Below are 22,616 nucleotides of genomic sequence, written 5' to 3' on the forward strand. Positions count from 1 at the left end.
CCTCGTTTAGGTAAAACCACAAAAAATTCTCTATCTCTTTCTAATTCTTGCCTTGAGATCAGCAACAGAAGCAGTGATCATACGGCCAACTTGCTTTTTATCCCGATACGTTACTATCTTTAAATTGGCAGCGTCTTTAGGAATTGAAATAGGCGCTTTATACCTGGGATAAAATGTATCGGGGAAAGAGTTGTCGAATGAATAGTAAATGTCAAGCCCTGGGATTTCCGTAGTTAATTCTACTGTTATGCTATTATTAGCACCGCCAGAAACACTAATAATAGGATCGTACATACTGGGTGCATATTTAATTTCAGCTACCTCGAAACGTTTAAATTGCTCCTCAACCTTAGTGTAAAAATTTGTCCAGTTCTTTTTGTTCAAAGGAGTCCAGACAGATTCTGCAATAGCCAAAGCTCTTGGCCAAAGCATGTACTCTGCGTGACGGGTATTGTAGATCTGTTCAGTCCACAAGTTTGCCTGCCCCCCTTTTATAAAACGGGGATCAGAAATATCGGCGGCCGGATCAAACTGATAAGCTTTATTCAATCTTAATGAGGCATACACCCTGGGTTCAATGGAAACATCGCCCTGCATATAATCAAGATAAGCGTAAGTACTAGGACTCATTACCACTTCATGACCTGCATTTGCAGCTTTGATACCTCCCTCTACTCCACGCCAGCTCATTACCGCTGTTGATTTTGAAGGTCCGCCGTCAAGTATTTCGTCCCAGCCTATAAATTTCTTTCCTTTTGATTGAACAATTGCCTCTACCCGTTTAGTGAAATACCCTTGCACTTCCTGCATCGTTTTGAGCCCCTGCTGTTGCATCAGCTGTTTAATTTCAGGAGTTTTCTCCCAGAAATTATGCGGAGCCTCATCTCCTCCCATGTGAATATATTCAAAGGGAAAGAGGGCTGCCACTTCGCTTATAACCTTATCCAGGAACTCATAAACCTTTTCATTCGCCGGACATAAAGTATTGTCAACAAGAGCTATTGGTGGAGCACCACGCGACCAGTCCATAATAGCCTCACCTGATCGTACTGAATATTTCTCAACTCCGGGAGTACAGGAAAGCTCTGGATAGGAAACGACAGTAGCAAGGCTATGGCCAGGTACATCGATCTCCGGCATAATGTTAACATACCGCTCGGCAGCGTACTGTATTAATTCTCTGATATCTTCCTGCGTATAAAAACCGCCGTAATCTTTGGGCTCATTGGCAGTGGGTGCAGAAAAAGTACCAAAGTAACCTACTTTATTTACACGCCAGGCTCCTACTTCAGTTAGTTTTGGGAAGCTCTTTATCTGGATCCTCCAGCCCTCATCATCCGTAAGGTGCAGGTGAAGTAGGTTATACTTGAACTTCACCATATTGTCGATATACCGCTTCACCTCCTCTTTAGTAAAGAAATGCCTTGACACATCGAACATCAATCCTCTCCAGCCAAATCTTGGATAGTCAGTTACAGAAACACAAGGGATCTGCCATCTGATATTCCTGACTAACTTGTCCCCCTCTATCTCCTTTGGAAATAGTTGTAGCAGGGATTGGACCCCGTAGAATAGGCCAGCCGGACGATTAGCTCTGATAGAAATATTTCTGGGTGTTACTACTAACTGATAGCCTTCATTCTTTAAAAGTGTATCCTGAATGGTATTAAGTATTAGTCGCAGTGTGGCTTGTTCTTCCCGGTTGGTCGTAGTGATCCGGCTACCGGCTACCTCGCCTATCTTCTTCCTTAGCAAGATAATAGTTTGATTTACTTCTGTAGAAGCTGGAGCCTTAAGGACTACTTCTTCAGGTAATACAAAAGATCCTTCATTCCGGACTAATTGTACTGGTTCTGGTATAATCGAAATCCTTGATAAGTCTTGCGCGCAAACACTATACGTTGCAAAAATAAAGAGATTTAAAAAGGTGGTTAGTGATCTATAATTCATTCAGAGTACAATTTATAAAACAATAACTCCTGCCCTTCGGTAGGAGTTGGAATAATATCAGAACCTGAAATTAAACAAATCCCGAAAAACTCTTGCATTTGATGCTTTAAAAGACGCAGGCTTAATTACTGAAAGTAACGATGTTCAGAACCAAATCTATATTTAAGACTAACACTAATTGTACTATACATATCTTTTGCGGACCCCTTGATGGCATATCCATCCATATTATCACCGAGGCCGAAGGCATACTGATAACGTAGCCCTGCAACAATCCGGGAATTGAAACTGGAGTTATCCAGCCCTACGCTTACTGGAATTATTAGATCACGGTCAGTGTCCCAACCGCGATACATATCATTATCTTTTTGTCTGTAGATGTCACGCTGAGTACTTTTAATCATTCCCATTCCTGCACCTGCATAAAGGCCTTCAAATAGTTGGGAAAGCTTAGTTTTATAGGCGTATGGACCGCGGAATTTATCAGTTAACCGCCCCATATATAGTTTCAGGTTCCCAGTAACAGACCGGAAGTCTGAGCGGAAATAGCGGTTCGTTTCCAAGCCATATCCTGCCATGTTACCCACCTGAAGCTCTCCATTACCTACAATATAAGGTGTGAAAAAATATTCCAGGTTTCCCATATAAACTTCTTTTCCCTCCCGGCCTCTTAAATCACCATGATTATAGGCTAGCCCTGTTCCTACGCCTACGGTAAATTTTCGATATAGCTTTTGTGCATTCGTTAATAGCGGTATAACCAATACTAAGAGTAAGGTAAATATTTTATTCATAGGTTTTGTATGTTTTGTTATACGTGTGTGGTGTACTCGATAAGGGGAAAAAAATGTGCCAAACTGTATAAAATACCTGGCATTAAACTTAAGACCCTAGTTTGCAGTGAGAAAAAAGAAAAAGCAAAAAAAGGTCTTGCAAAACGCATTATTGCATAAATAAATACTGTTCTAAAAGCGGTACGTTTTGGTTGTACCGCTTCAATGAATGTATACAGCACCGCTTAATTCTTTCTTTTCCTGGGGATCAACCGCAGTTTTTCTTCGTTTAAGAATTAGTATCCACGCAAACCCTGCTCCTCCCAGGGCCATCAGGACACCGACCATTGAGGGAGATGTATACCCTAATCCTGCAGCTACCGGAAGGCCACCTAAATAGGCTCCTAAGGCATTTCCAAGATTAAAAGCAGCTTGGGTTATTGAAGCTCCTAGCATTTCTGCTCCCTTTGAACTATCTATCATTAACAACTGAATAGGGGCGGCTAAAGCAAGGGAGCAACTTCCGGCAATAAAGGTTAATATTATTGAGGCCACCTGATTTTCTGAGAAGAAGTAGATGAGCCCCAGGGTGACTGCCATTGCGAAAAGAAGTACAATTGTTGCAGAAGCCGGTTTAAGGGAATCAGCCAGCTTTCCACCAATTAAATTACCCACTACCATACCAAACCCTGCCACTATAAGAATGTAGGGTACAGTAGAGGAATCAAACTTTGCAACATCTGTCATTAATGGAGCAATGTAGCTTATCCAGCAAAATAACCCACCGGTTCCTATTGCTGTGATCAAAAAGATCAACCAGGGATCCAATTGTTTAAAAACTTTCAGTTCAGATCCAATACTACTTCCCTTACGGGCGGGCAAAGATGGAAGCATAAAATAAATAGCGGAAAGTGTTATAAGACCTATAATCCCAATGCAGCCAAAAGTATAGCGCCAGGAGAATTCATGACCTATATAGGTACCCAGGGGGACAGTGATCAAGTTTGCTATTGTTAGTCCGCTGAACATTATTGCAATAGCCCGTGCCTGCTTCCCCTTGTCGGCCAGCTGACTTGCCACTACTGACCCTACTCCAAAAAAGGCACCATGCGGCAAGCCAGACAATAGTCGTGCAAAGAAGAGAACAGTATTGTTAGGCGCGAATGCCGATAAGGTGTTAAAAACAGTAAATAAGACCATCAATCCGAATAAGATTCGTTTTGGTGTAATCTTACTGCTGAGGGCCACTAGAGTTGGAGCTCCTATAACGACCCCTAAAGCATAAGCAGAAATCATATGGCCCGCTTCAGGAATACTAATATTAAATTCTTTTGCTACGTCGGGTAAAATTCCCATCATTACAAACTCGGTCGAACCTATTCCTAGTCCACCAAGAGCGAGGGGCAATAACTTCTTTCTCACTTATTGTACTTATTACACTAACCAGCGACAAAAATAGATCTTTAAACCCACGAAAGGTAATAGTGAATTTAATTATGACACTGACCGTATAAACAAAAAGGAATTTCGAAAGAACATCAAACCATAGCAGCGTATGACTTTAGAGCGAGGATAGCTGGAATAAAAGGGAGCGAATTCAGGATGCAGGTATCTGTAAAAATTGTTAGTCCTGATCAAAGAAGACCCCGTGAGCAGGAACAAAGTGAATCACTTTAGCAAGCAAATACTCCTCTACTGTTTGTAGTAGTACATTGATATTAAGAGGTTTCACGAGAAAATCGTCCGCACCAATATGGTGAATACTGGAGTAAGTAGTGGAAGTTTCAAGTAAAAGTATAGTAGGGATATTTGTTGCAAAATCATCCAGCTTCAGCTCTTTGGAAATGCTTGTACCTGTACGTCTTCCAACTTTATTACCTACCAATATAAGTTGAGGCTGATACTTTCTTATTTCTGCTATAAGATCATTCCCAGAAGTGTTAGTGATAATATCATATCCTTCTGCAACTAATACCATTTCGAGGAAATCTAAAGTATCTCTGTCCTGATCAATAGCGTAAATACATTTTGCCATGTCCCTATTCTAAATTGTATCATAGATTACGGATAAAATAAACAAAGGGTTACCTGGTTTAGAAATAAAATCACAAAAACTCTAAGTTGATACAGCACCGTCTGGATAAAAATTGCTACTAAAATGTTACTGCAATTTTCCGGATAACATTATGCAGCTGGACAAATGGCTGGCATATTTGTAATATAAAACATAAAAAATCTAAGAACTTAGAAATGAACATTAATAAATCAGTTGGCCTTCTTGGCTTTTCATTTATTTTGATGGCCAACTCAAATGCTGGGAACATCTCTAAAATATCCGTCACCACTCAGTCTATCGTTAATAAAGCTGACAAAACCTATAACATTGCCGAGCATGGGGCAATCGGAGATAGTAAAACCTTAAACACAAAAAGTATTCAGAATCTGATTGATAAGTGCTCGGAAAACGGAGGAGGTACAATTGTTATACCCCAAGGTGTATTCTTGAGTGGGTCTCTTTTCCTTAAACCGGGCGTCAATATTGAATTGAAGGCAGGGGCAGTGTTAAAGGGCTCTACGGATATTAACGACTATGTAAAACTTAACACCAGAATAGAAGGCCACTTCGAGCCCTGGAGGGCAGCTCTTCTTAATGGAGACAAGGTAGATCATCTTCGTATTAGTGGCCCAGGTACGCTCGACGGTAGCGGTGAGCCTTTTTACAAGGAATTTTACGGAAGGAGAGAAAAAGATAAAAAGACAACTAACCTCAGTGTAGAAAGACCAAGGTTAACCTTTATTCAAAACTCCAAAGATGTTAAGATCACTGGGGTTAAGTTTTTGAACTCTGGATTCTGGAACTTACACATCTATCGATGCCAGAATGCTTCTGTCGAGAACTGCAGCTTCATCGCTCCTTCCGGCCCAACTCCCAACCGCGGTCCCAGTTCTGATGGCATAGATGTAGACAGCAGCCAGGATATTACGATAAAGGGATGTTATTTTTCTGTGGGGGATGACTGCATTGCTCTGAAAGGATCAAAAGGGCCATTTGCAATGCAGGATATGGATAGTCCTGCTGTTGAACGCGTTCATATCTCCGATTGCGTTTACGCTGCAGGTGGAGGAATTGTAACCTTTGGAAGTGAAGCTACTATAGTTCGGGATGTAGAAGTGAAAAATTGTACTACAATGGGTCCAACAGTCTTACGACTTAAACTCCGTCCTGATACCCCTCAGCAATACGAAAATATTAGCATAAGCAATATTACCATGGAAAACGGTGGTGTGATTTTCAAAGTATCACCCTGGACCCAGTACTTCGACCTCAAAGGGCAGGAACCCCCTAAGGCATTAGTCAGGAATATAAGTATTACTAAAGTGCGTGGATCAGGAAATTCTTTTGGACAAGTTATAGGGCATGAAAGAGCAACTATCGAGAATATTGTGGTGAAAGATGTAGAGGTAAAACTCAAAAGCAATGAATTCGAGGTTGGAAATGTAACGGGACTTGAGTTTAAAAAAGTTAAAGTAAATGGTGCTAAAACGGCAAGTCCACAGGCTAATTCGAAGCAGTTAAAATAGCGATACGAAGTCAAGGGCCCCATTGGAACTTTGGGCCCTTGACCTTGTAGTTATTTAACTAGCGTTACTGCCATTAAACCTATTACAACATCATTAGTAAGCGTTTTTAGTCGCAACTCCTTAAGCTCTTTATCTGGATTTAAAGGCAGATCCAGCACTGTTCCTGCTCCTCCATCAATAGCATAATTTGAATACCCTTTTATAGTGCTAAAATTTCTAAATTCTCTTGTGATTTCCCCGGTTTTAAGATAAACACGATATGGTTTGGGAGCTCCTGTTTTAAAAGCGAAACTATCGGTAAAATAGTCCTGTTCAATTGGCCACCATGTTTCGGGATTTCTTAGTGCCAGTCTCTCGAAACTTCCATCCTTATAGATCAGCACCAACTCACCATTATCCATTTGTGTTTGCATAGGATTGGTAGAGCCGGCCATTAAAAAGTAAGCATGAGAAGATTTTCCTTTTAAAGGAATACTTATTGAATCAGGATAGTTGTCCCATTTTGAAGTGAAAACAATATTTTTGGCCCCTGTTTGAGAAGGCGTCGCAAAAGAAACACCATTTGGTAATACTACTTGACTTTTTTCTCCTGCAGCTGCTCTTAAACCAGTATCGTCGACATTAGCATCAATTAATGGATAACACCAGTTGCCAATTCCTTGCCATGGAAGTTGCAGTGTTGGCCCTTGTGGGCGGGGACTTAGGTACTTATTCTTGAAAATGTTCGTTACCTTATCATTAAAGACCTTATTTAGCTCAACGTTCCGGACCTCCTTTAGTAAAGGTTTTACTGCCCAATTACTAATCTTGGTTTGTGTTGCTTTGCCTTCATAGTCGAAGCGAACGGCATTTGTTCCAGAAGTAAGAAAATTATCACCTAATGATAACGAAATTGAGTCGCCACTACCCAAAATTAATTCTTTTTGAAAGGCCTTTTTACCATAGTTAAGGGTCAACCTCCCGTGTATAGCCTTTCCATTATTTCTCAGCTTAAGGGATATAGCTGGAGAACTTTGTTCTTGGTCTGCAATTATCTCTACCCGCTCTTTAACCCTCGCGTTGATCGGTCGATACCAGGAGAACACTCCCTGAGTGTTTTTTATAAATACCGTTTTATTACCAGACGAACTGAAAGTATATTCACCCTCATTTCCATATTTTAGAGCCTTCTGTGGGTCCTCAATTAACATACCCTTAATCCCTGCCACTTTGTTAAAAGCCTCCCCTATCACAGCGTCCACAAATAATGGCTTAACAATCTCTTTTCCCTCCCACTCTACGGTGATCTCAAACTTTGGAGCTTTTGTCGACGCAATTTCAACTTCCGGATATCCGACAGTTCCATCTATCGCCTTCCAGTCAGTTTTCACTCCGTTAATGGTAACAGACTTTATTTTATCCTTCCATGCCCTTAGTTGCAATTTCAGATTTAACATTTTAGGATAAGCCTGGCTTATTGCATAGATATCTTTATCACCTTGTCTTTTGAAATCCAAACTTGTTGTAGATACTGAGAAGGAAGCATGATCCCATTCAAAGGGGAAGCCGGGCTTTATTGTTAAGGTATCGGAAAGCACATTCGGCCTGATCCCGAATAGGCCTTCTGTCAAAGAGCGGGCAGCCATACCCACAGGATCTCCAAAATCCCGGTATAGTTCTCCGCGAATAGCATCATAAAAAGACAGCTGTTCAAAACCTCCGGGACTTGAACTGAGATACATACTTTCCAAAATATTGCTTCGCCATAGATGATAAGCTTCTTCTGGCCGTCCCCCTTGCCAGTAAGCCAACGCAGTATGAAGTACCTCTGCCAATGCAACGTTATTTAACGACCAGTCATAGGGCTGCCAGTTAGTTGTGGACAATGTGTAAAGAGTTTTTTCTTCCAGGCCATTAGCCTGGATGGGTATATGTGGTATTTCTGTGTCAATGTACCGCAGGGCCTGATAAGCTTGAAGTCGATTAGGAACGTCAGAGTCCAGTGCATGATAAATACTCCAAAGACCAGGAGAAGGATGCGTCAATTTCAACCCTAACAGATCTTTATATTCTGCATAGGTACCTTTAGCTGGCAACCAGAGATTCCTGTTAATGGCAATTAATATTTTTCCGGCTTCCTCTTTATACGGCCGGGGATCTTCTCCTACTATTGAAGCAAGCTTCGCAGCTAACTTGTTTGCCCGGTAGTTATAGGCAGATGAGTGCGTTACCCCTCCACCGCTATATTGTAATGCATCACTGGCCCAAATTGCAGCATAAGCATCATACAGCCCATCCCCATCATTATCAAAGTTTCTTTTTTCCCAGGCAAGATGGCGCTTAAGCGCAGGCCACATCTCTTTTATAAACTGAATATCGCCTGTATAGTTAAAATGAGTTAAGAGCTGATCAAAAAAGACCAGGTTCATATCATAATGATGGGGTTTAGTATTATCATTAGGATTACGCGAAATATAACCACTACTAAAAACTGAAGTTCCCATTTTCTCCTGATGTCTAGCAAGATGCAGGGCGGTATCCATAACCACAGGTCCGGTTTCAGGACTTATTACCTGAGAGTTTGCATAGCTGCTGAAGTGGGCTCTGGCACGGTCAGATAAACCGAGAACATCTGCCACATACGGACCTCTCCACGCATTTAACCGCATCCTCCAGGCTATCGCGCCATGCAAATAGGTGGGGTACTCCCAAATACCATCCTCAGCCATAGAAAGAGCAGCCCCTAAAGTATTTAGGTAAGGATCGGGAGTATTAATTTTCACACGCTCTGCTGTCTCTTTCCTCTTTCTTTCAGCTGTTTCGAAAGTCTCAGCCAGAGCTTTATACTGGTATATTTTGTTGTTAGAAGGGTTTTGAACAGAGAAGTAATAATCTTTGTCTGCGCTAACCGGAATACGTCCAACCAGCAACGGGCTCTTTTTAGCAGAGGAATTTAACAGGTCTAAAGGAGTTGAAAGATTGGTAGCATCTCCAGTTTTAAGGGTAGTCACATCTGGAAATAAACCTGTAAGTTGCTTTTTTTCGGATGTTGTTCCTTTTTCTTTCGACTTGTCGGGAAAATGATCAATTTCATATCGTTCGGTTTCCGATAACACTTTCCCCTTTCCATAGAAAAGGGTGAATGTATTCTTAGAAAGATTGAAAATGTTGTCTTCACAGTACTCCGGTTTCAGATAGAAGGATGACTCCGGATCTGCTCCGATATCACCATCCCGGGAGAATTTCTTACCTGTAGCACCTCCAAAAGCCGCTACAAGATGCAGTCCCCTGCCTATACCTTTTGCGGTTGCTTTTACTATAACACCTTCGGCATCAGCCCTTGCAATTACAGATAGTTTTAGTTCTCCTTCACCTATTAAAGGATCTTTGATAGTATACAGCATACTACCTGGCCTGTATCGTGTTTCAATCTTAGCTGCATTAATAAGCCACTTGCTTTGATTTCCATTAATGATCCCAAATTTCAGGTTGCCTCCCATGCCTGGCATATAAAGAGCAAATTCTGGTAAATCACCCGCTTCCACCCTAAAAGCTGTGTTAGTTCCGTACAAAGCTCTGTTAAAGCGTTTCTTACCATTTACTAGAACGAAATCTCCACCATCCGGACGGTAATGAACTTCCCTTTGCACGCCATGCCAAAGTCTAGGAGCGGTTTGAGCAAAAGCAACATTGCCTGTTAAAGCAATTGCGACAATTATTGAAAGACGTTTAAAAACCATGGTTACTGATACTTGCTTTCCAACTGCAGCCAGTCAGAACAGCAATGAAAATTAGTTTAATTTTTGGATAGTAGTGCACAGGTAAAACCCAAGCTTTACAGCAAAAATCGAAGAATCCGACGGTTTTCCTAACAGATATGAAGAGTGTAAAGCTTATTTTACTTAAGCTCTTTTAGATGCAAATTAAACTTCCCTTCTATTCCAGCCTATCGCAAGTAAACAGACGTTGAAAGAGCATTGGCTTTTATTTCCATATATGATGAACTCGAAATTCAAGAAATACAGAAATATTAGCCATAAAGTCTATGGTTGACCTTAGAAAAGACGTAACTGTCCGGTAAGCGGATCTTTTTCCTTGATATCAGGATTAGGAAAACCAGATATTGAAATTCCCAGAAGGCGCACTTTTTGATCCTCACTGTAGGTGGAGGCTAAAAGCTCCTTCGCAGTTGATGCAATAGTTAACAAATCGTCCATAGGAAGTACGAGCGATCTGTTCCGTGTGATCTGTTTAAAGTCGCTATATTTAATTTTGACTGTAATAGTTCTTCCCTTTAAACCCTTTTTCTTCAACCGTTCGCACACCAACCGAGCAATACGATCAATTTCAGCCTCCATTTCCTCCAGGGAGCTGAGATCATAGGGAAATGTATCTTCTGCGGCAAGAGACTTTGTTTCACGATGAGGCTGAACTTGCCGGTTATCAATTCCTCTTACAATGTCGTAATAGAATTTTCCCTGCTTGCCGAAATGTCTTTGTAGCTCAGCTTCCGACAAGGCTTTAAGATCGCTACCGTAGAACAAACCTAGCTTCATCATTTTAGCTGCAGTTACCTTCCCTACGCCATAGAACTTCTCGACAGGAAGCTTCTCCATAAATATCTCTATGGAAGACGGACCTATAAAAGTTAATCCATCCGGTTTGTTAATATCAGAAGCAATCTTTGCAACAAACTTATTGATAGAAACACCAGCAGAAGCAGTCAGCTGAAGTTCGCTTTTTATTGCTTCCTTTATCTGTTTAGCAATGTCAAGTGCTGATCCGATCCCCAGCTTATCCTTTGTGACGTCCAAATAAGCTTCATCAAGAGATAAGGGTTCAATCAGATCAGTGTAACGGTAAAAGATTTCCCGTATCTTTTGAGATACAGACTTATAGACTTCAAAACGGGGACGGACAAAAATCACGTGTGGACAAAGTCGCAAGGCCTGTTTAGAAGCCATCGCCGACCTGATTCCAAACTTTCTGGCTTCATAACTCGCCGTTGCTACCACACCTCCTCTACCTTCCGGAGATCCTCCAACCGCAATTGGCTTGCCTCGATATTCTGGATTATCCCTCTGTTCAACCGAAGCATAAAAGGCATCCATATCAATATGAATAATCTTACGATGTGGAACTTTGGGAGAGGAGGTCATCCTTACAAATATAGAGTGATTTGTAATAAATACTCTCGCAAATACTCTTCGGCTGACCGGGCCAAATTCGTCAGAGGTATTTTGATAAGAAAAAAAAGAAGATTTATCCCTATTTACTATAAAGATATATTGAAGTTTAGTAGATCGTACTCTTATGAGGTAAGGGCTACGTCTGGAAGAACTTTACTCAACTATTAATACTTGCAGACTTAATGCTTCAATCCTTTTTTTCTCGCGAACTACAAATTTCAGCTTGCGGCAAATTTCAAACTCTTCCAATTCTTCAAAACGTTTTAGATCAGCAACAATATCCTCGACCGACATATCAAACATCATGTGCAAGAAATCTTCTTTGCTAAAAAAACGAAATGCAGAAATAGCCCCGTGCGAGTATGCAAGAATTGAATGAGAGATCTTCTTAGGATGAGCATCTAGTTTAATGGCCATGTTTCAAATAGTAGATTGTTGTTTACTACGAGAATAGGAGTACAGGGTTTCAGAAAAACAAAAGAAGACTTTCTTTTAATTCATTGGTTAAAAAGTTTTCAACACCGATAACGAAAAACACAATAAATCACTGAAATACAACGGATAGCTGAGTTAACAAAGGATAGTAATCGCAACGTGGTTAATCGGACCTTGAAACTATGCAATTATGCTTTATTACTTAAATTGATCTCCTTTAGCATTTTGCCTGATAAAAATAAAAGCGCAAGACCTGCTACACCGAGAGCCCCCCACAGCATAGGTGAAAAGTCTTTACTTTTTTTAGCAGCAACTGCTTTAAAGTAAGAATTTCGTTGCAGGGGTAAGTGTTGAACATCTATTACTTTATTCAGGCTTTCCTTAGTAAAGTATTTCAAATCGTAATCGGGAATTGAAGCCGTAGGATTCCCCGTGAGAATAAGATAGTCACCCCCTTTCTCGAGATATGCAAGGATAGTTCTATTTAAACTGGAGGCTTGAACATCAGCAATTTCTAATGCAGGATTATCGCCATTATTTATAACAAGTTTTAACTCCTTAGATTTTGCGGACAGACTTATTGCATTTTCCATATCTGAACTCAATTGTCCTTCTGAAATTTCTATAAACCCTGTGCCCCTTTTCTCTAAGATCTTAAACTCTCTTTTATAAAACTTTGGACTAGTTACTTTAACTATCAATCTGTCAACTTTATATCTCTCGTTAAATGCCAGGTTAACATAAGTATTCCTATCACTACTATCCTTGCTTATCCACTTTAGTGGTAACCCAGTAAAAGAAGGAGCCTTATTATAATCCCTGAAAACACCAACACGCATCAGATTTAAAGGGCTTTTATGACTATTATAAATTTGCAACTTATAATACTTGTAACCTGAGACAGGAAAACTTAAGGTTTCGTAATGATTGTCCTTATCCAACACCTCGGTAGGCTGCAACAGTATATCCTCGTCTAAGGCAAACCACTTTTTTCCATCATCACTACCTGACAGATCTGCTTTCCGAGCCACCCTTGTGTTTTTGATATTTAACCAAAGCCTGTTAATTACCCCTGCTTCCCCGTTCTCTATAATAAGAGAAGTTGTACTATCAGTTTCTAAATTGCTTACAATACGAAAGGGTCGAAACTCTGCTCCCGTCTGGGACAAACTTGTTTCAGAAACAAAGGCGATAAATTTACTCTTCTTGTTTAGAATCCTGATATCAGAAAGATCAATTCTCGATTTTGCAATTAAAGCTGGGCTAATTGTTATTCTGTAAAAACCGTCAGAGGGTACTTGTTTTACTTTGGCACTAAACATAAAGTCTTGTTGTGCATTGGCTGCTTTAGAATTAAGGAGTACCAGCACCAAAAAAAGATTAATCCTCAACCTGTTTCTCATCAGTTACAATGATTTGTTTAAGTTTTTGATACATGAAAGAGACAATTAAAAGTAAAACACCCAGACAAAAGAAGGCTACTATTTTACCGGCGGCTGGAATATTTCTGATATCAAATAAGAATAATTTGAGCAGGGTGAGCGAAAACAAACTTAGTGAAATCACCCGTAAAGTTCTATTCTTATGATTCATTCCCAGCCACATAATAACAAAAGATGAAAGCCCCCAAAGCACTGGTAATCCTGTTTTTATATAAATATTCTGGATAGCTGCAATTGTGTGTTTACTGGAGTGGAATACAATGTTACTAATAAGGTTTACCTCCAGACTTAAAAACAGAACAGCTGCAATGCAAAACACCCAGAGGGTAGTCTTAAAGATCTCCGAACTGAGAACTGCGAAACATAATTTGATTAGCTGAACAAACAAACTGGCCATGATAATGACTGCTATCCAATGAGCAAGGAAGTGGTAAACAGAAACAGTTCGTTCCTCCAGTATCTGCCATTGGAGATAGTTAAAATTAGGTTCACAGATAAGGTAAATCACTATAGTTACGGCAATAATTATAGCTCTTACGTGATCAGTAAAAGTGTCTAACTTTAACCTAGAGCCTATTAAATTTAAAAGGAAAACGAAGGCTGGAACATATAACATCAAATAAAGAACATTAATATCGCCATCAGGAAAACGGGTATTGAATTGATGGTTAACCTCTAATATGCCCGACAGAAACAATAAAACGATAGCGGTGGCCTGGAATACGTTCCAGGGAATTTCAAATTCTTCCTCATCCTCGTGCATCCTTGCGAGAAAAGATAAGAGGAAGGTTCCAAGAGCAGAGAAAATGGTCGTTATAAATCCCTTATTAATGATCACCAAATAGATCTGCTCCGACCGATAGATCATCTTCCAATCCATTATCAGACTTATCATCATGGCCAGCCAGATGAGTTGCGAACTCCATTTGATAAGTCTTATTCCCGACTTCTGTGATAACCAATAAAGCAAAACGGATTCAGAAGCCCAGAACAAAGTAATATGATTTCCTTTGAGCTGAATTGGTGCTGTAAGTGAAACAAAGGTTAACGTAATACCAATCAGTAAGTATAGAATATTCGCATCAACTTTTTTATTTCTAAATAGAATATAGGACAAGCAAAGATTTATGAATGCCAGACCAGCAGTGAACAGGCCCCGGTATATCGTTGCGTCCATTGCAGCTAACAACCATAAACCGGCAGAAAAGTAAAGCGCAGTATTTATTAAAAGAATACTAAAATCAGATGCTATAAACGCTTTGTTTTCACGTACATTATAAGCAATATTTATTGCGAAGAACAGGAGGTAGAAAATAGTAGCATAGATAAATCCGATATAATAATTCGGTGCTGTTAAAGTGTATAATACTCCTGAAAAAACAATAACGGTTAACGCAAAGGATACAATATTGAGGATCCGCCAGGATTTAAATATCGCAATTACCAGCAACCCAGAATTCAATACAAGGAGATAAAGGAATAGTCCGTTGTAATTCGCATGACCTGTACTAAGCATGAAAGGGCTTGCCAACCCTCCAACTAAAGCAATGACTGCCAGCTCCTGCTTATCATAAAGCAAAGAAAGAGCTACAGCAAAGGCCGTAATCACAATCATTATAATAAGTCCTACAATCTGACTGAAGAGGTGGAACTGATGGAAACCCAAGGCTATGGTAAAGTAAAAAACAGCTAAACCTCCACCAACGAGTACAGAGCTAAAGGCCTTAAATGTTTGACGAAGGCGGTGAGCGACGCCTATCAGTATTGCGCCTGCCACCATACCAATAGCAACACGTCCAACCGGTCCTATCCAGTTAGCATCAATTGCATATTTTACAAAGTAACCTATAGATAGCACCAGAATAGCAATACCGATTTTATTCACCAGGTTCTCGCCGATAAATTTTTCCAGGTCAGGATATCTCTCAAAAAAAGATAGTTCTGGCTCAGGTTCTGGCAAGGGCCTTCTCCGTAAAACTTCCTGAGGTCTTTGTTCTGCCACTTGAGGAGTGGGCTTTGGAACTGGACCAGAGGGCCGAGGTTGATCTATTTGCTTTTCTAAAGCTTGAGGAATTGGAGCAGTTGGACCAGGCTTTGCAACTGGTTCCGGTGAAATAACAGGTTTCTCCGCTCCTCTTTCTGGTTGCCTTTGGTCCAGCTTAGAAGATAGCCGGTTTAGCTGGGAACCTATTTTTTCCAGCTGATTCTCCAGATCATCTATTTTCTCTGATAGAGTCGATTTCTGCCGTACCACTAACACAAGTAGAAGCAGCAAAAGCACTATGATAAAAAATTCCATATGAAGAGATAAGGTTTGATAAATTTATAGAAAGATTTGAGAAAAAAGAGCAATTTATTTTCAAGTAGCGAAAATGAGGAATTAAATAGCATTAGAATCTTACGTATCCTTAAACTTATCTTTACAACAATGAAGAAGATAACTGCAGTTCCAGCAGAAATAGTTTGGCCTATCCGTCACCAGGTTATGTATCCTGATTTAAATTTGGATGATATTAAACTAGAATCAGACCGGCTAGGGCAACACCTTGCACTGATTGAGGATGGAAAAGTAATAAGCGTGGTATCCTTGGTTAAAAGTGGCCAGGAACTACAGTTTCGCAAATTTGCTACTCTTAATGCATACCAGGGCAAAGGATATGGCTCTGCTTTACTAAAATATGTACTCGACCAGGCAGAAAAAGAACAATTCAAGAGAGTATGGTGCAATGCAAGAGAAAGTGCGTCTTCATTTTATCAGCGATTTGGCTTCAGGAAGACTGAAAAAACATTTTTTAAGGACGGGTATGACTTCGTTATAATGGAATTACTGATCCCAAAACCAAAATCTTAATATTAATTTCCCTGTATCAACTCATAGAACTTGTTCGCTGCTTCTGGGAGTTGAATTAACCTTTGCTTCAAAATTTGCTGATGCTCTGGTCCAACAATTGAATAAACTTCTTTTGGGTAAGCTTTAAAGGCTTCGGCAATGAGATCTTCTGTTAATCGGGACTGAATAAAATGGGCTTCCCGTTCAAAGTCCTCTTTGGTTAACCTTTTAAGTATGGCTGCATCCAGAGACGCAGATTGCTCCATCAAACCTTCTACGCTCTTAAATTCAGGAGTAAAGGATTGGAACATGTTAACAAAAAGACGTGATAATTTATTAATGCTACCGTTACCGAACCGGTAAAAGGCCATATCGCGGTCTATTGCCAGGGGAATAATTATAGCGCCTCCCGCCTCAGTCTTTTTCAGCCACTTCCAGTTGCCCTCATGCCGGTCCCAATCCGAGATTAACATATCGAATAGCCTGGTACGAAGGTACAATATGCTGTCGACTCGAATATTTTCAGATTTCGAAGCTGAAAGCATTTCTTGCGTGTCTAATATTCGTACAGCACTGCCAGAGTCCTTTTTGGTATCGTCCCAGCGCCTGATCAAAGTAACTAATCTACCAGCCATCCGGTCATTGTATTTTCCCAATTTCTTGTCATAGGGAAAAAAATAGAACCGGGGTGTATCGCAATGAATATTTAAAGCGGGGGCCAATTCGGCTACAACAAGGCTTCCAAACGGATTCATTGAGCAGGCTTGATCGCGAAACATAGGACGAAGGATACTCGTTCTAAGGAAAGACGGCAGGGCAGCCGACTGGTCCTTATTCACAGATCGAACAGACCAAATCTGACCAGAACTATCTCTTACTTTGATTCCTATTGTTTGATGCCTTCCTGTGAAATCAATGGGTATTAATCCCCCCTTTACTTCCCCAAGCTTCAGAACTGGTACTGTGATTTCAAGGTGCCACAACTCCCTGTAAGCAGAACCAAGTAACCACCTGACTAGGTTACCGCGACGGTAAAAGTCTCCCGGCACAACTTCTATTGAGTCGGCGATAGTATGAATATTAAACTTTAGAGCAGCCACCTTTAATCGCTCTTCATTTGAAAAAGCTTTTCTCTCCCTTGAATTTAAAATGTTGGGAAGGATAAAGAATCCAACCAGGAACAAAAATAGGAATAAGGATAGGCGCGTATACCACCGGATTCTTTTCATCAGGAAGAGCTTAATGGGAAAGGATTAACATTTCTCCTCACCTTGCTATTAGAAACCATATATAATAGCTTTAGGTTTTAATCCCTAAACAAGAAATCCAAGCAGACCATGAGGGGGCTACGCGGATTAGAATGTCGATACCTCGTAAGATTAAAAATTCACTACTGCCCCTCCGTCAACAGGCAACACCACTCCCGTTACATAACGGGCGGCTTTAGAGCTTAGAAATACGGCTGCGTTCCCAATGTCCTCAGTGGTCCCAAAACCAGGCATCGCTATCCTGTTAATGATCTTTTCCTTCCTTGCAGGGTCAGAATTAATAGCATTTAAGAACATAGGGGATTCAATCCATCCTGGAGCAATGGTATTTACACGAACATTATAAGGAGAGTATTCTGTAACTAAATTATTCATCAGGCCTGTCAACGCTGCTTTCGATGTTCCGTAAGCTGCTACTCTGTCAATCCCGAATATCCCCGCCATAGATCCGATAAAAATGATAGAGCCTTCTTTCTGTTCCATCATCTTTCGTGCGCATTCTCTAGTTAATGAAAATACGGATAGCAGGTTAGTTTGTAAAATTCCAGCGAACTCCTCGTCTGTAGTGTCCTTTGAGAACTTCTTTAGGTGGATCCCAGCATTATTAACCAGGATATCAATTGAACCGTACTTTTCATTTATCTCCGCCAATACTTGTGGGATAGCTGAGGTATTGGTAATATCAAAAACCAAATAGGAAGAATGTTCTCCTAATTCTTCGACGGCTTCCTGTAATATAGCTTCCCTCCTTCCCGTAATCACAACCTTTGCTCCTGCTTGTATTAATGCTCTACTTATTCCTAGTCCAATACCTGTGCCTCCCCCTGTTACCAGAGCAAGCTTTCCTGATAATGAAAATGCATGTTGTGCCATCGTTATAGCTTGATTTCGTTTAAAAACTTATCCACGAAATTAAATCCCCATCCTGGCCCTTCGTGTGGATAAGCAAAGCCGTCTTTTACCAGCATTGGTTTATCAATCAAAGGATCAATCCAGTCAAATGACTCAACACCAACGCCATTAGGGATGGAACAAACCAGAGGTACATCATAGTCCTTATAATAATGAGGCAATACTGGAATATGATAAGAATTGGCCAAGGCAGCGCTTTCACGCCACTCCTCAACACTGCCGATCCTTAAAAGGTCTGGTTGCCAGATATCCAATGCATTCCGCTGCAGTAACTGAAGTAAAGGAACGGTATCGTACTCGCGTTCGCCCATTGCAAGAGAAATCCCTGTCTGTTGTTTTAACATACGGTACCCTTCAAAATCCTGGTGATGTATAGGCTCCTCAAACCAGAAGATCTCCAGTTCCTGGGCTGCCCTTGCTAGCTGAACCGCTGCCGGAACTGTCATTCCCTGATTAGCATCCATCATTATGTTTACCTGGGTGCCCACAGCACCTCGCACTGCCTTGAGACGTTCAAGATCTGTCTTCCAGTCAGGTGATCCAACCTTAATCTTTACGGCTTTGAAACCTCGGGATGCATAGTCTGTCACCTCTTTGATCAATTCTTCTGTAGAGTATGAGACCCAGCCCCCGCTACCGTAGATATTACATTTTTCCTTGTATGTTCCAAGTAGTTTTCCAACAGGTTGATTCAAGTATTTGCCCCATGCATCCCACATTGCAATATTAATAGCAGCTCTGGCCCATTTACTTACACCCGAATTGCCAAAGTATTCCGAGAGGTCGTCAAGCTTTTTCAAAACTTTACCAGTTTCGTTCACTGCATAGCCTTTAACATGAGGTAGCAGGTCTTTGAATGCTCCTGAGATAGCGGATGGCGAATATTGAAAAGACAAAAGATAAGCCTCTCCTATTATCCCATTTTCTAATTGCAGCCGCAGTACAAGGAAGGATATTTCACTTAGTGTATGTGTTGCATCAGCAATAGGCTTCTTTAATTCAGCCGTTGCTTTATAAAGTTTAAAATCTTTGATATTTATTGAAGAACTCATACTTCAAAAATAATTGCTCCTGAAACTTCATCTTTAGCCTTTTTTGGCTAATTTATCGCCATTTATTACCTAAGCAATGAGGCAAAGAAAAAAGGTTTTTGTACATCTTGATTCAGGCAGAGGTTACAGTCGCGATATTCTGAGAGGAATTTATGATTACAACAACCAGCTTAGTCACTGGGACATTGTCTTTGAACCGGCGTACTTTCTAAGAGGCGATAGAAAGAGGAACGACCTCAGCATTATTAACACTATAAAACCTGATGCATGTATTCTTGAATTTTCTGACAACATTCCTGAGTTGATAAATATGGGGATACCTGTAATTCAGGTTACCTCTGTTGATCACGTGCCTGGGGTTCCATTCGTTTCGGGCAATTATGAATCAGACGGAAAACTAGCGGCAGAATATTTTAAAAGAAAAGGATTCAGACATTTGGCTTTCTTTGGTTTAAGAAACTTAAGCTGGTCTGAGACCCGTTTGGAAAGCTTCAGAAAATATGCACAATTTCCCGACCATGCCCTGCATACCTACCTTCTTGAAGGCAGCGAAGCCGATGTTTTATCGAACAATTTTGAAAAGCTCTCCCTTTGGTTAACAGAACTTCCGAAGCCAATAGGGATTTTATGTTGCAATGATAACTTTGGACAGATCCTAATCAACTCCTGTTCCGCTAGCGGCCTTAGAGTTCCTCACGAAGTTGCAGTGCTCGGGATTGATAACGATGAGCTGCTTTGCAACATCACCTATCCTAACCTTTCGAGCATTATCCGCAATCATCATAAGATAGCCTTTGATATTTGTGATCTGCTAAAGGAGATGATGGCAGGAACAGACGGTTCTTCCAAGGTGATTTCTGCTGAAGCGCTCGACGTTTTTGAACGAAGTTCGAGCGACACTATTGCATCTTCAGATCCTGACGTATCTCAGGCTATTAACTATATCTCAGAAAACCTTCGTTCCCCAATTACAGTGAATGAAGTAGCAAGTCATTGCAAGGTATCTGCACGGAAATTAAACACCAAATTCAGGAAACTTACGGGGAATTCAGTTCATCAGGAGATTCAGCTAAGAAAGCTTAACCAGTTCAAACGCATGCTAGAATCTAAAAAGACAATCAAGGAAATTGCGTTTGAACTGGGTTTTGAAGATGCAAGCCATGTAAGCCGTTGGTTTACTAACCTGGAAGGCACAGCCCCACTTGTATGGAAGAAAAAATTTCTTTAAAATGCCTTAGGCCATTAAAGCTTCTTCTTCCAATTCTTTTGGAGCCTGTCCTGTGTATAGCTTCCTATATAGTAAGTGAACAAAGGCTGCAGCAATACCAAATCCTATTCCCACTAGCAAAACGCCGTTCCATTGCCATTGCTGCCAGGCCAATCCTGCTAAATAAGTTCCTGTGGATCCGCCGACAAAGTATGTAGTCATATAAACCGTATTTAAACGATTATTAGCATGAGGATGCAGTGAGAATATAGAGGATTGATTCATGATATGAAGGGCCTGCATGGCAACATCAAGTACTACAACGCCAATGATTAAACCAAGATAGGTATTACCACCAGCCCAGAGAACGCCCCATGAGCCTAGGAATACAGCTAATAGAATCCAGGTAAGTTTATTATAAGAGATAGTTTTTGCCAGCTTACCTGTAAAAGCAGCCATTAAGGCACCGAGTATTCCAAGAAAACCAAAGGATCCGGCAACAGCGCTTCCGGCATTAAAAGGGGCCTGCTCAAGATGGAAGACTAATGAAGTCCAGAAGGCACTGAAAGAGGCAAACAAGAACGCCCCCCTAAATGATGCTGCCTGTAAGGCAGGTTCTGTTTTAGCGTAATGAAAAACAGATTTCATTAACTCCTTATATGAACCTTTGTATTGAGGATGCACTTCGGGTAATTTCCACCAAATGAAAATCCAAAGCAAGACCATTATCCCTGCTGCTATAAAGAACATACTTCTCCAACCCCAGATATTTCCAACGTATCCACTAAGGATTCGCGATCCAAGAATTCCGACTAAAAGTCCGCTCATTACCAGACCTATAGAATGGGTACGTTTTTCCGGATGGGAAAGACTAGCCGCCATTGGAATAAATAATTGAGGGACAACGGAGGTTAAGCCGGTTAGAAAACTAAAAACATATAAGAGAGATAGAGATGGACTCAATGCCATGCCCAGTACAGCGGCCAATATCAAGGCAAAGTCGATTACAATAAGCTTCTTGCGTTTTAACAGATCACCAAGAGGTACGATGATCAGTAAGCCAAGGGCATATCCCATCTGGGTGAGCATCGGTATTTTGCTTACACTTTCGTCCGAGACTTGAAATTCCTTGGCAATAAGGGTTAATAAGGGTTGGTTATAGTAATTGTTAGCAACTACCAAACCTGAGGAAATAGCCATCAGCCATAATACTGCTGGTGTTAATGTTTTTTTATGTTGATCCATGATTGACAATTTTATGCAGACCTCTAATGAAGCTTGCTCTTTGTGTAATGTTTTAAATTATCGTAGCTACAACACAAAAATGCACAGGAGGGATTTAATTACTCATGATCTGGATTAAGAAATAAAGTTGATCTGGTTCAACTTTTTTAAATGTTATTCTTTGTTTTTGTTACCCGTTTATTACGCAATCGCGAAAGGTATTCGGTGGACATTCCTAAAAAAGAAGCTAGGGCATATTGAGGAACCCGTTGGACAAAAAGCGGATAGCGATTCAGAAAGTCCTGATACCTCTCCTCGGCTGTCATCGTGAGATTGCTAATCACTCTACGCTGTTGGTAAGCCAGGCCTCTTTCAGCAATCCTACAAAAAAAGGTTTCAAACTTTGGATTCTGAATTTTCAGCTCCTGCTCTTTTGTAAAATCCAGGGCTAATACCATACTATCTTCCAGCGCTACAACGAACATTGTCGCTTTCTGTTGGTATAGATAAGCATTATAATCAGTTATCCACCAGTCATCGATAGCAAAAGAAACGGTGTGATCGTGTCCCTCTTCCGTTACTACATAGGCTCTAAAAGCACCCTGTAATACGTAGTAGCGATTGGGAACTGGAAAGTCGGGCTGAACAATGAACTGGCGTTTCTTGATAAATATTTTTTTAAATGCAGTATTGAAGACAGAAGCTTCTTCCTCATTTATATCAACAAACCTTCTAATGTAGTCAATTATTGCACTTCCTTCTGCCATAGATTT

General features: G+C 40.6%; 17 protein-coding genes. 3 read left to right on the top strand and 14 right to left on the bottom strand.

What is annotated here, in order from left to right:
- Nucleotides 1-30 precede the first annotated feature (30 nt).
- The 4 genes from J4N24_RS09085 to J4N24_RS09100 form a co-directional block, all read right to left on the bottom strand.
- On the bottom strand, nt 31-1,950 hold the full coding sequence (locus tag J4N24_RS09085; RefSeq protein ID WP_207533356.1) for a beta-N-acetylhexosaminidase: 1,920 nt from the start codon (nt 1,948-1,950) through the stop codon (nt 31-33).
- A gap of 125 nt (nt 1,951-2,075) precedes the next feature.
- A complete protein-coding gene (locus J4N24_RS09090; protein ID WP_207533357.1) occupies nt 2,076-2,744 on the bottom strand; it encodes a hypothetical protein in 669 nt (222 codons plus the stop codon).
- Between the two features lie 201 nt (nt 2,745-2,945).
- Nucleotides 2,946-4,145 carry an MFS transporter gene (locus J4N24_RS09095; protein WP_207533358.1) on the bottom strand — a complete coding sequence of 400 codons (1,200 nt, stop codon included), beginning with the start codon at nt 4,143-4,145 and terminating at the stop codon, nt 2,946-2,948.
- A gap of 202 nt (nt 4,146-4,347) precedes the next feature.
- Nucleotides 4,348-4,758: a response regulator gene (locus J4N24_RS09100; protein WP_207533359.1), complete on the bottom strand. Its 411-nt coding sequence runs from the start codon at nt 4,756-4,758 to the stop codon at nt 4,348-4,350.
- A gap of 215 nt (nt 4,759-4,973) precedes the next feature.
- Between J4N24_RS09100 and J4N24_RS09105 the strand changes: the two genes are divergently transcribed.
- Nucleotides 4,974-6,305, top strand: coding sequence for a glycoside hydrolase family 28 protein (locus J4N24_RS09105; protein ID WP_207533360.1), 1,332 nt, complete (start codon nt 4,974-4,976; stop codon nt 6,303-6,305).
- Between the two features lie 50 nt (nt 6,306-6,355).
- On the opposite strand, the gene J4N24_RS09110 is transcribed toward J4N24_RS09105, so the two are convergent.
- The 5 genes from J4N24_RS09110 to J4N24_RS09130 all read right to left on the bottom strand — a co-directional run bounded on the left by J4N24_RS09110 (nt 6,356) and on the right by J4N24_RS09130 (nt 15,649).
- On the bottom strand, nt 6,356-10,024 hold the full coding sequence (locus tag J4N24_RS09110; RefSeq protein ID WP_207533361.1) for a DUF4450 domain-containing protein: 3,669 nt from the start codon (nt 10,022-10,024) through the stop codon (nt 6,356-6,358).
- Between the two features lie 315 nt (nt 10,025-10,339).
- The gene (gene dinB / locus J4N24_RS09115; RefSeq protein ID WP_207533362.1) at nt 10,340-11,443 is read right to left on the bottom strand and encodes a DNA polymerase IV; all 1,104 of its coding nucleotides are present in this window, start codon (nt 11,441-11,443) and stop codon (nt 10,340-10,342) included.
- Between the two features lie 183 nt (nt 11,444-11,626).
- Complete coding sequence (locus tag J4N24_RS09120) at nt 11,627-11,890, bottom strand: hypothetical protein (RefSeq protein ID WP_207533363.1); 264 nt, start codon at nt 11,888-11,890, stop codon at nt 11,627-11,629.
- A gap of 206 nt (nt 11,891-12,096) precedes the next feature.
- Nucleotides 12,097-13,311 (bottom strand): hypothetical protein, encoded by a 1,215-nt coding sequence (locus J4N24_RS09125; RefSeq protein ID WP_207533364.1) that lies wholly within the window; start codon nt 13,309-13,311, stop codon nt 12,097-12,099.
- Entirely contained in the window at nt 13,289-15,649 is a 2,361-nt protein-coding gene (locus J4N24_RS09130) for a DUF2339 domain-containing protein (protein WP_207533365.1), read from the bottom strand. Before J4N24_RS09130 ends, J4N24_RS09125 begins: the two co-directional genes overlap by 23 nt.
- A 129-nt stretch (nt 15,650-15,778) precedes the next feature.
- Here J4N24_RS09130 and J4N24_RS09135 point away from each other — a divergent pair, with 129 nt between their 5' ends.
- Nucleotides 15,779-16,201, top strand: a complete 423-nt coding sequence (locus J4N24_RS09135; protein ID WP_207533366.1) for a GNAT family N-acetyltransferase — start codon at nt 15,779-15,781, stop codon at nt 16,199-16,201.
- A 2-nt stretch (nt 16,202-16,203) separates the two neighbouring features.
- On the opposite strand, the gene J4N24_RS09140 is transcribed toward J4N24_RS09135, so the two are convergent.
- The 3 genes from J4N24_RS09140 to J4N24_RS09150 form a co-directional block, all read right to left on the bottom strand.
- Complete coding sequence (locus J4N24_RS09140) at nt 16,204-17,409, bottom strand: hypothetical protein (protein ID WP_207533367.1); 1,206 nt, start codon at nt 17,407-17,409, stop codon at nt 16,204-16,206.
- A 150-nt stretch (nt 17,410-17,559) separates the two neighbouring features.
- Entirely contained in the window at nt 17,560-18,321 is a 762-nt protein-coding gene (locus J4N24_RS09145) for an SDR family NAD(P)-dependent oxidoreductase (protein ID WP_207533368.1), read from the bottom strand.
- 2 nt (nt 18,322-18,323) lie between these two features.
- Nucleotides 18,324-19,412 carry a mandelate racemase/muconate lactonizing enzyme family protein gene (locus J4N24_RS09150; RefSeq protein ID WP_207533369.1) on the bottom strand — a complete coding sequence of 363 codons (1,089 nt, stop codon included), beginning with the start codon at nt 19,410-19,412 and terminating at the stop codon, nt 18,324-18,326.
- Nucleotides 19,413-19,488: 76 nt separating this feature from the next.
- On the opposite strand from J4N24_RS09150, the gene J4N24_RS09155 reads away from it, so the two are divergent.
- Nucleotides 19,489-20,640, top strand: a complete 1,152-nt coding sequence (locus tag J4N24_RS09155) for an AraC family transcriptional regulator (RefSeq protein ID WP_207533370.1) — start codon at nt 19,489-19,491, stop codon at nt 20,638-20,640.
- 6 nt (nt 20,641-20,646) lie between these two features.
- Here J4N24_RS09155 and J4N24_RS09160 read toward each other — a convergent pair whose 3' ends face one another.
- Both J4N24_RS09160 and J4N24_RS09165 read right to left on the bottom strand, forming a co-directional pair.
- Nucleotides 20,647-21,864, bottom strand: a complete 1,218-nt coding sequence (locus J4N24_RS09160; RefSeq protein WP_242691572.1) for an MFS transporter — start codon at nt 21,862-21,864, stop codon at nt 20,647-20,649.
- Between the two features lie 146 nt (nt 21,865-22,010).
- Nucleotides 22,011-22,610 carry a Crp/Fnr family transcriptional regulator gene (locus tag J4N24_RS09165; RefSeq protein ID WP_207533371.1) on the bottom strand — a complete coding sequence of 200 codons (600 nt, stop codon included), beginning with the start codon at nt 22,608-22,610 and terminating at the stop codon, nt 22,011-22,013.
- Nucleotides 22,611-22,616: the final 6 nt, after the last annotated feature.

Origin of the sequence: Desertivirga arenae, from assembly GCF_017355785.1 — a bacterium.
Taxonomy (GTDB): domain Bacteria; phylum Bacteroidota; class Bacteroidia; order Sphingobacteriales; family Sphingobacteriaceae; genus Desertivirga; species Desertivirga arenae.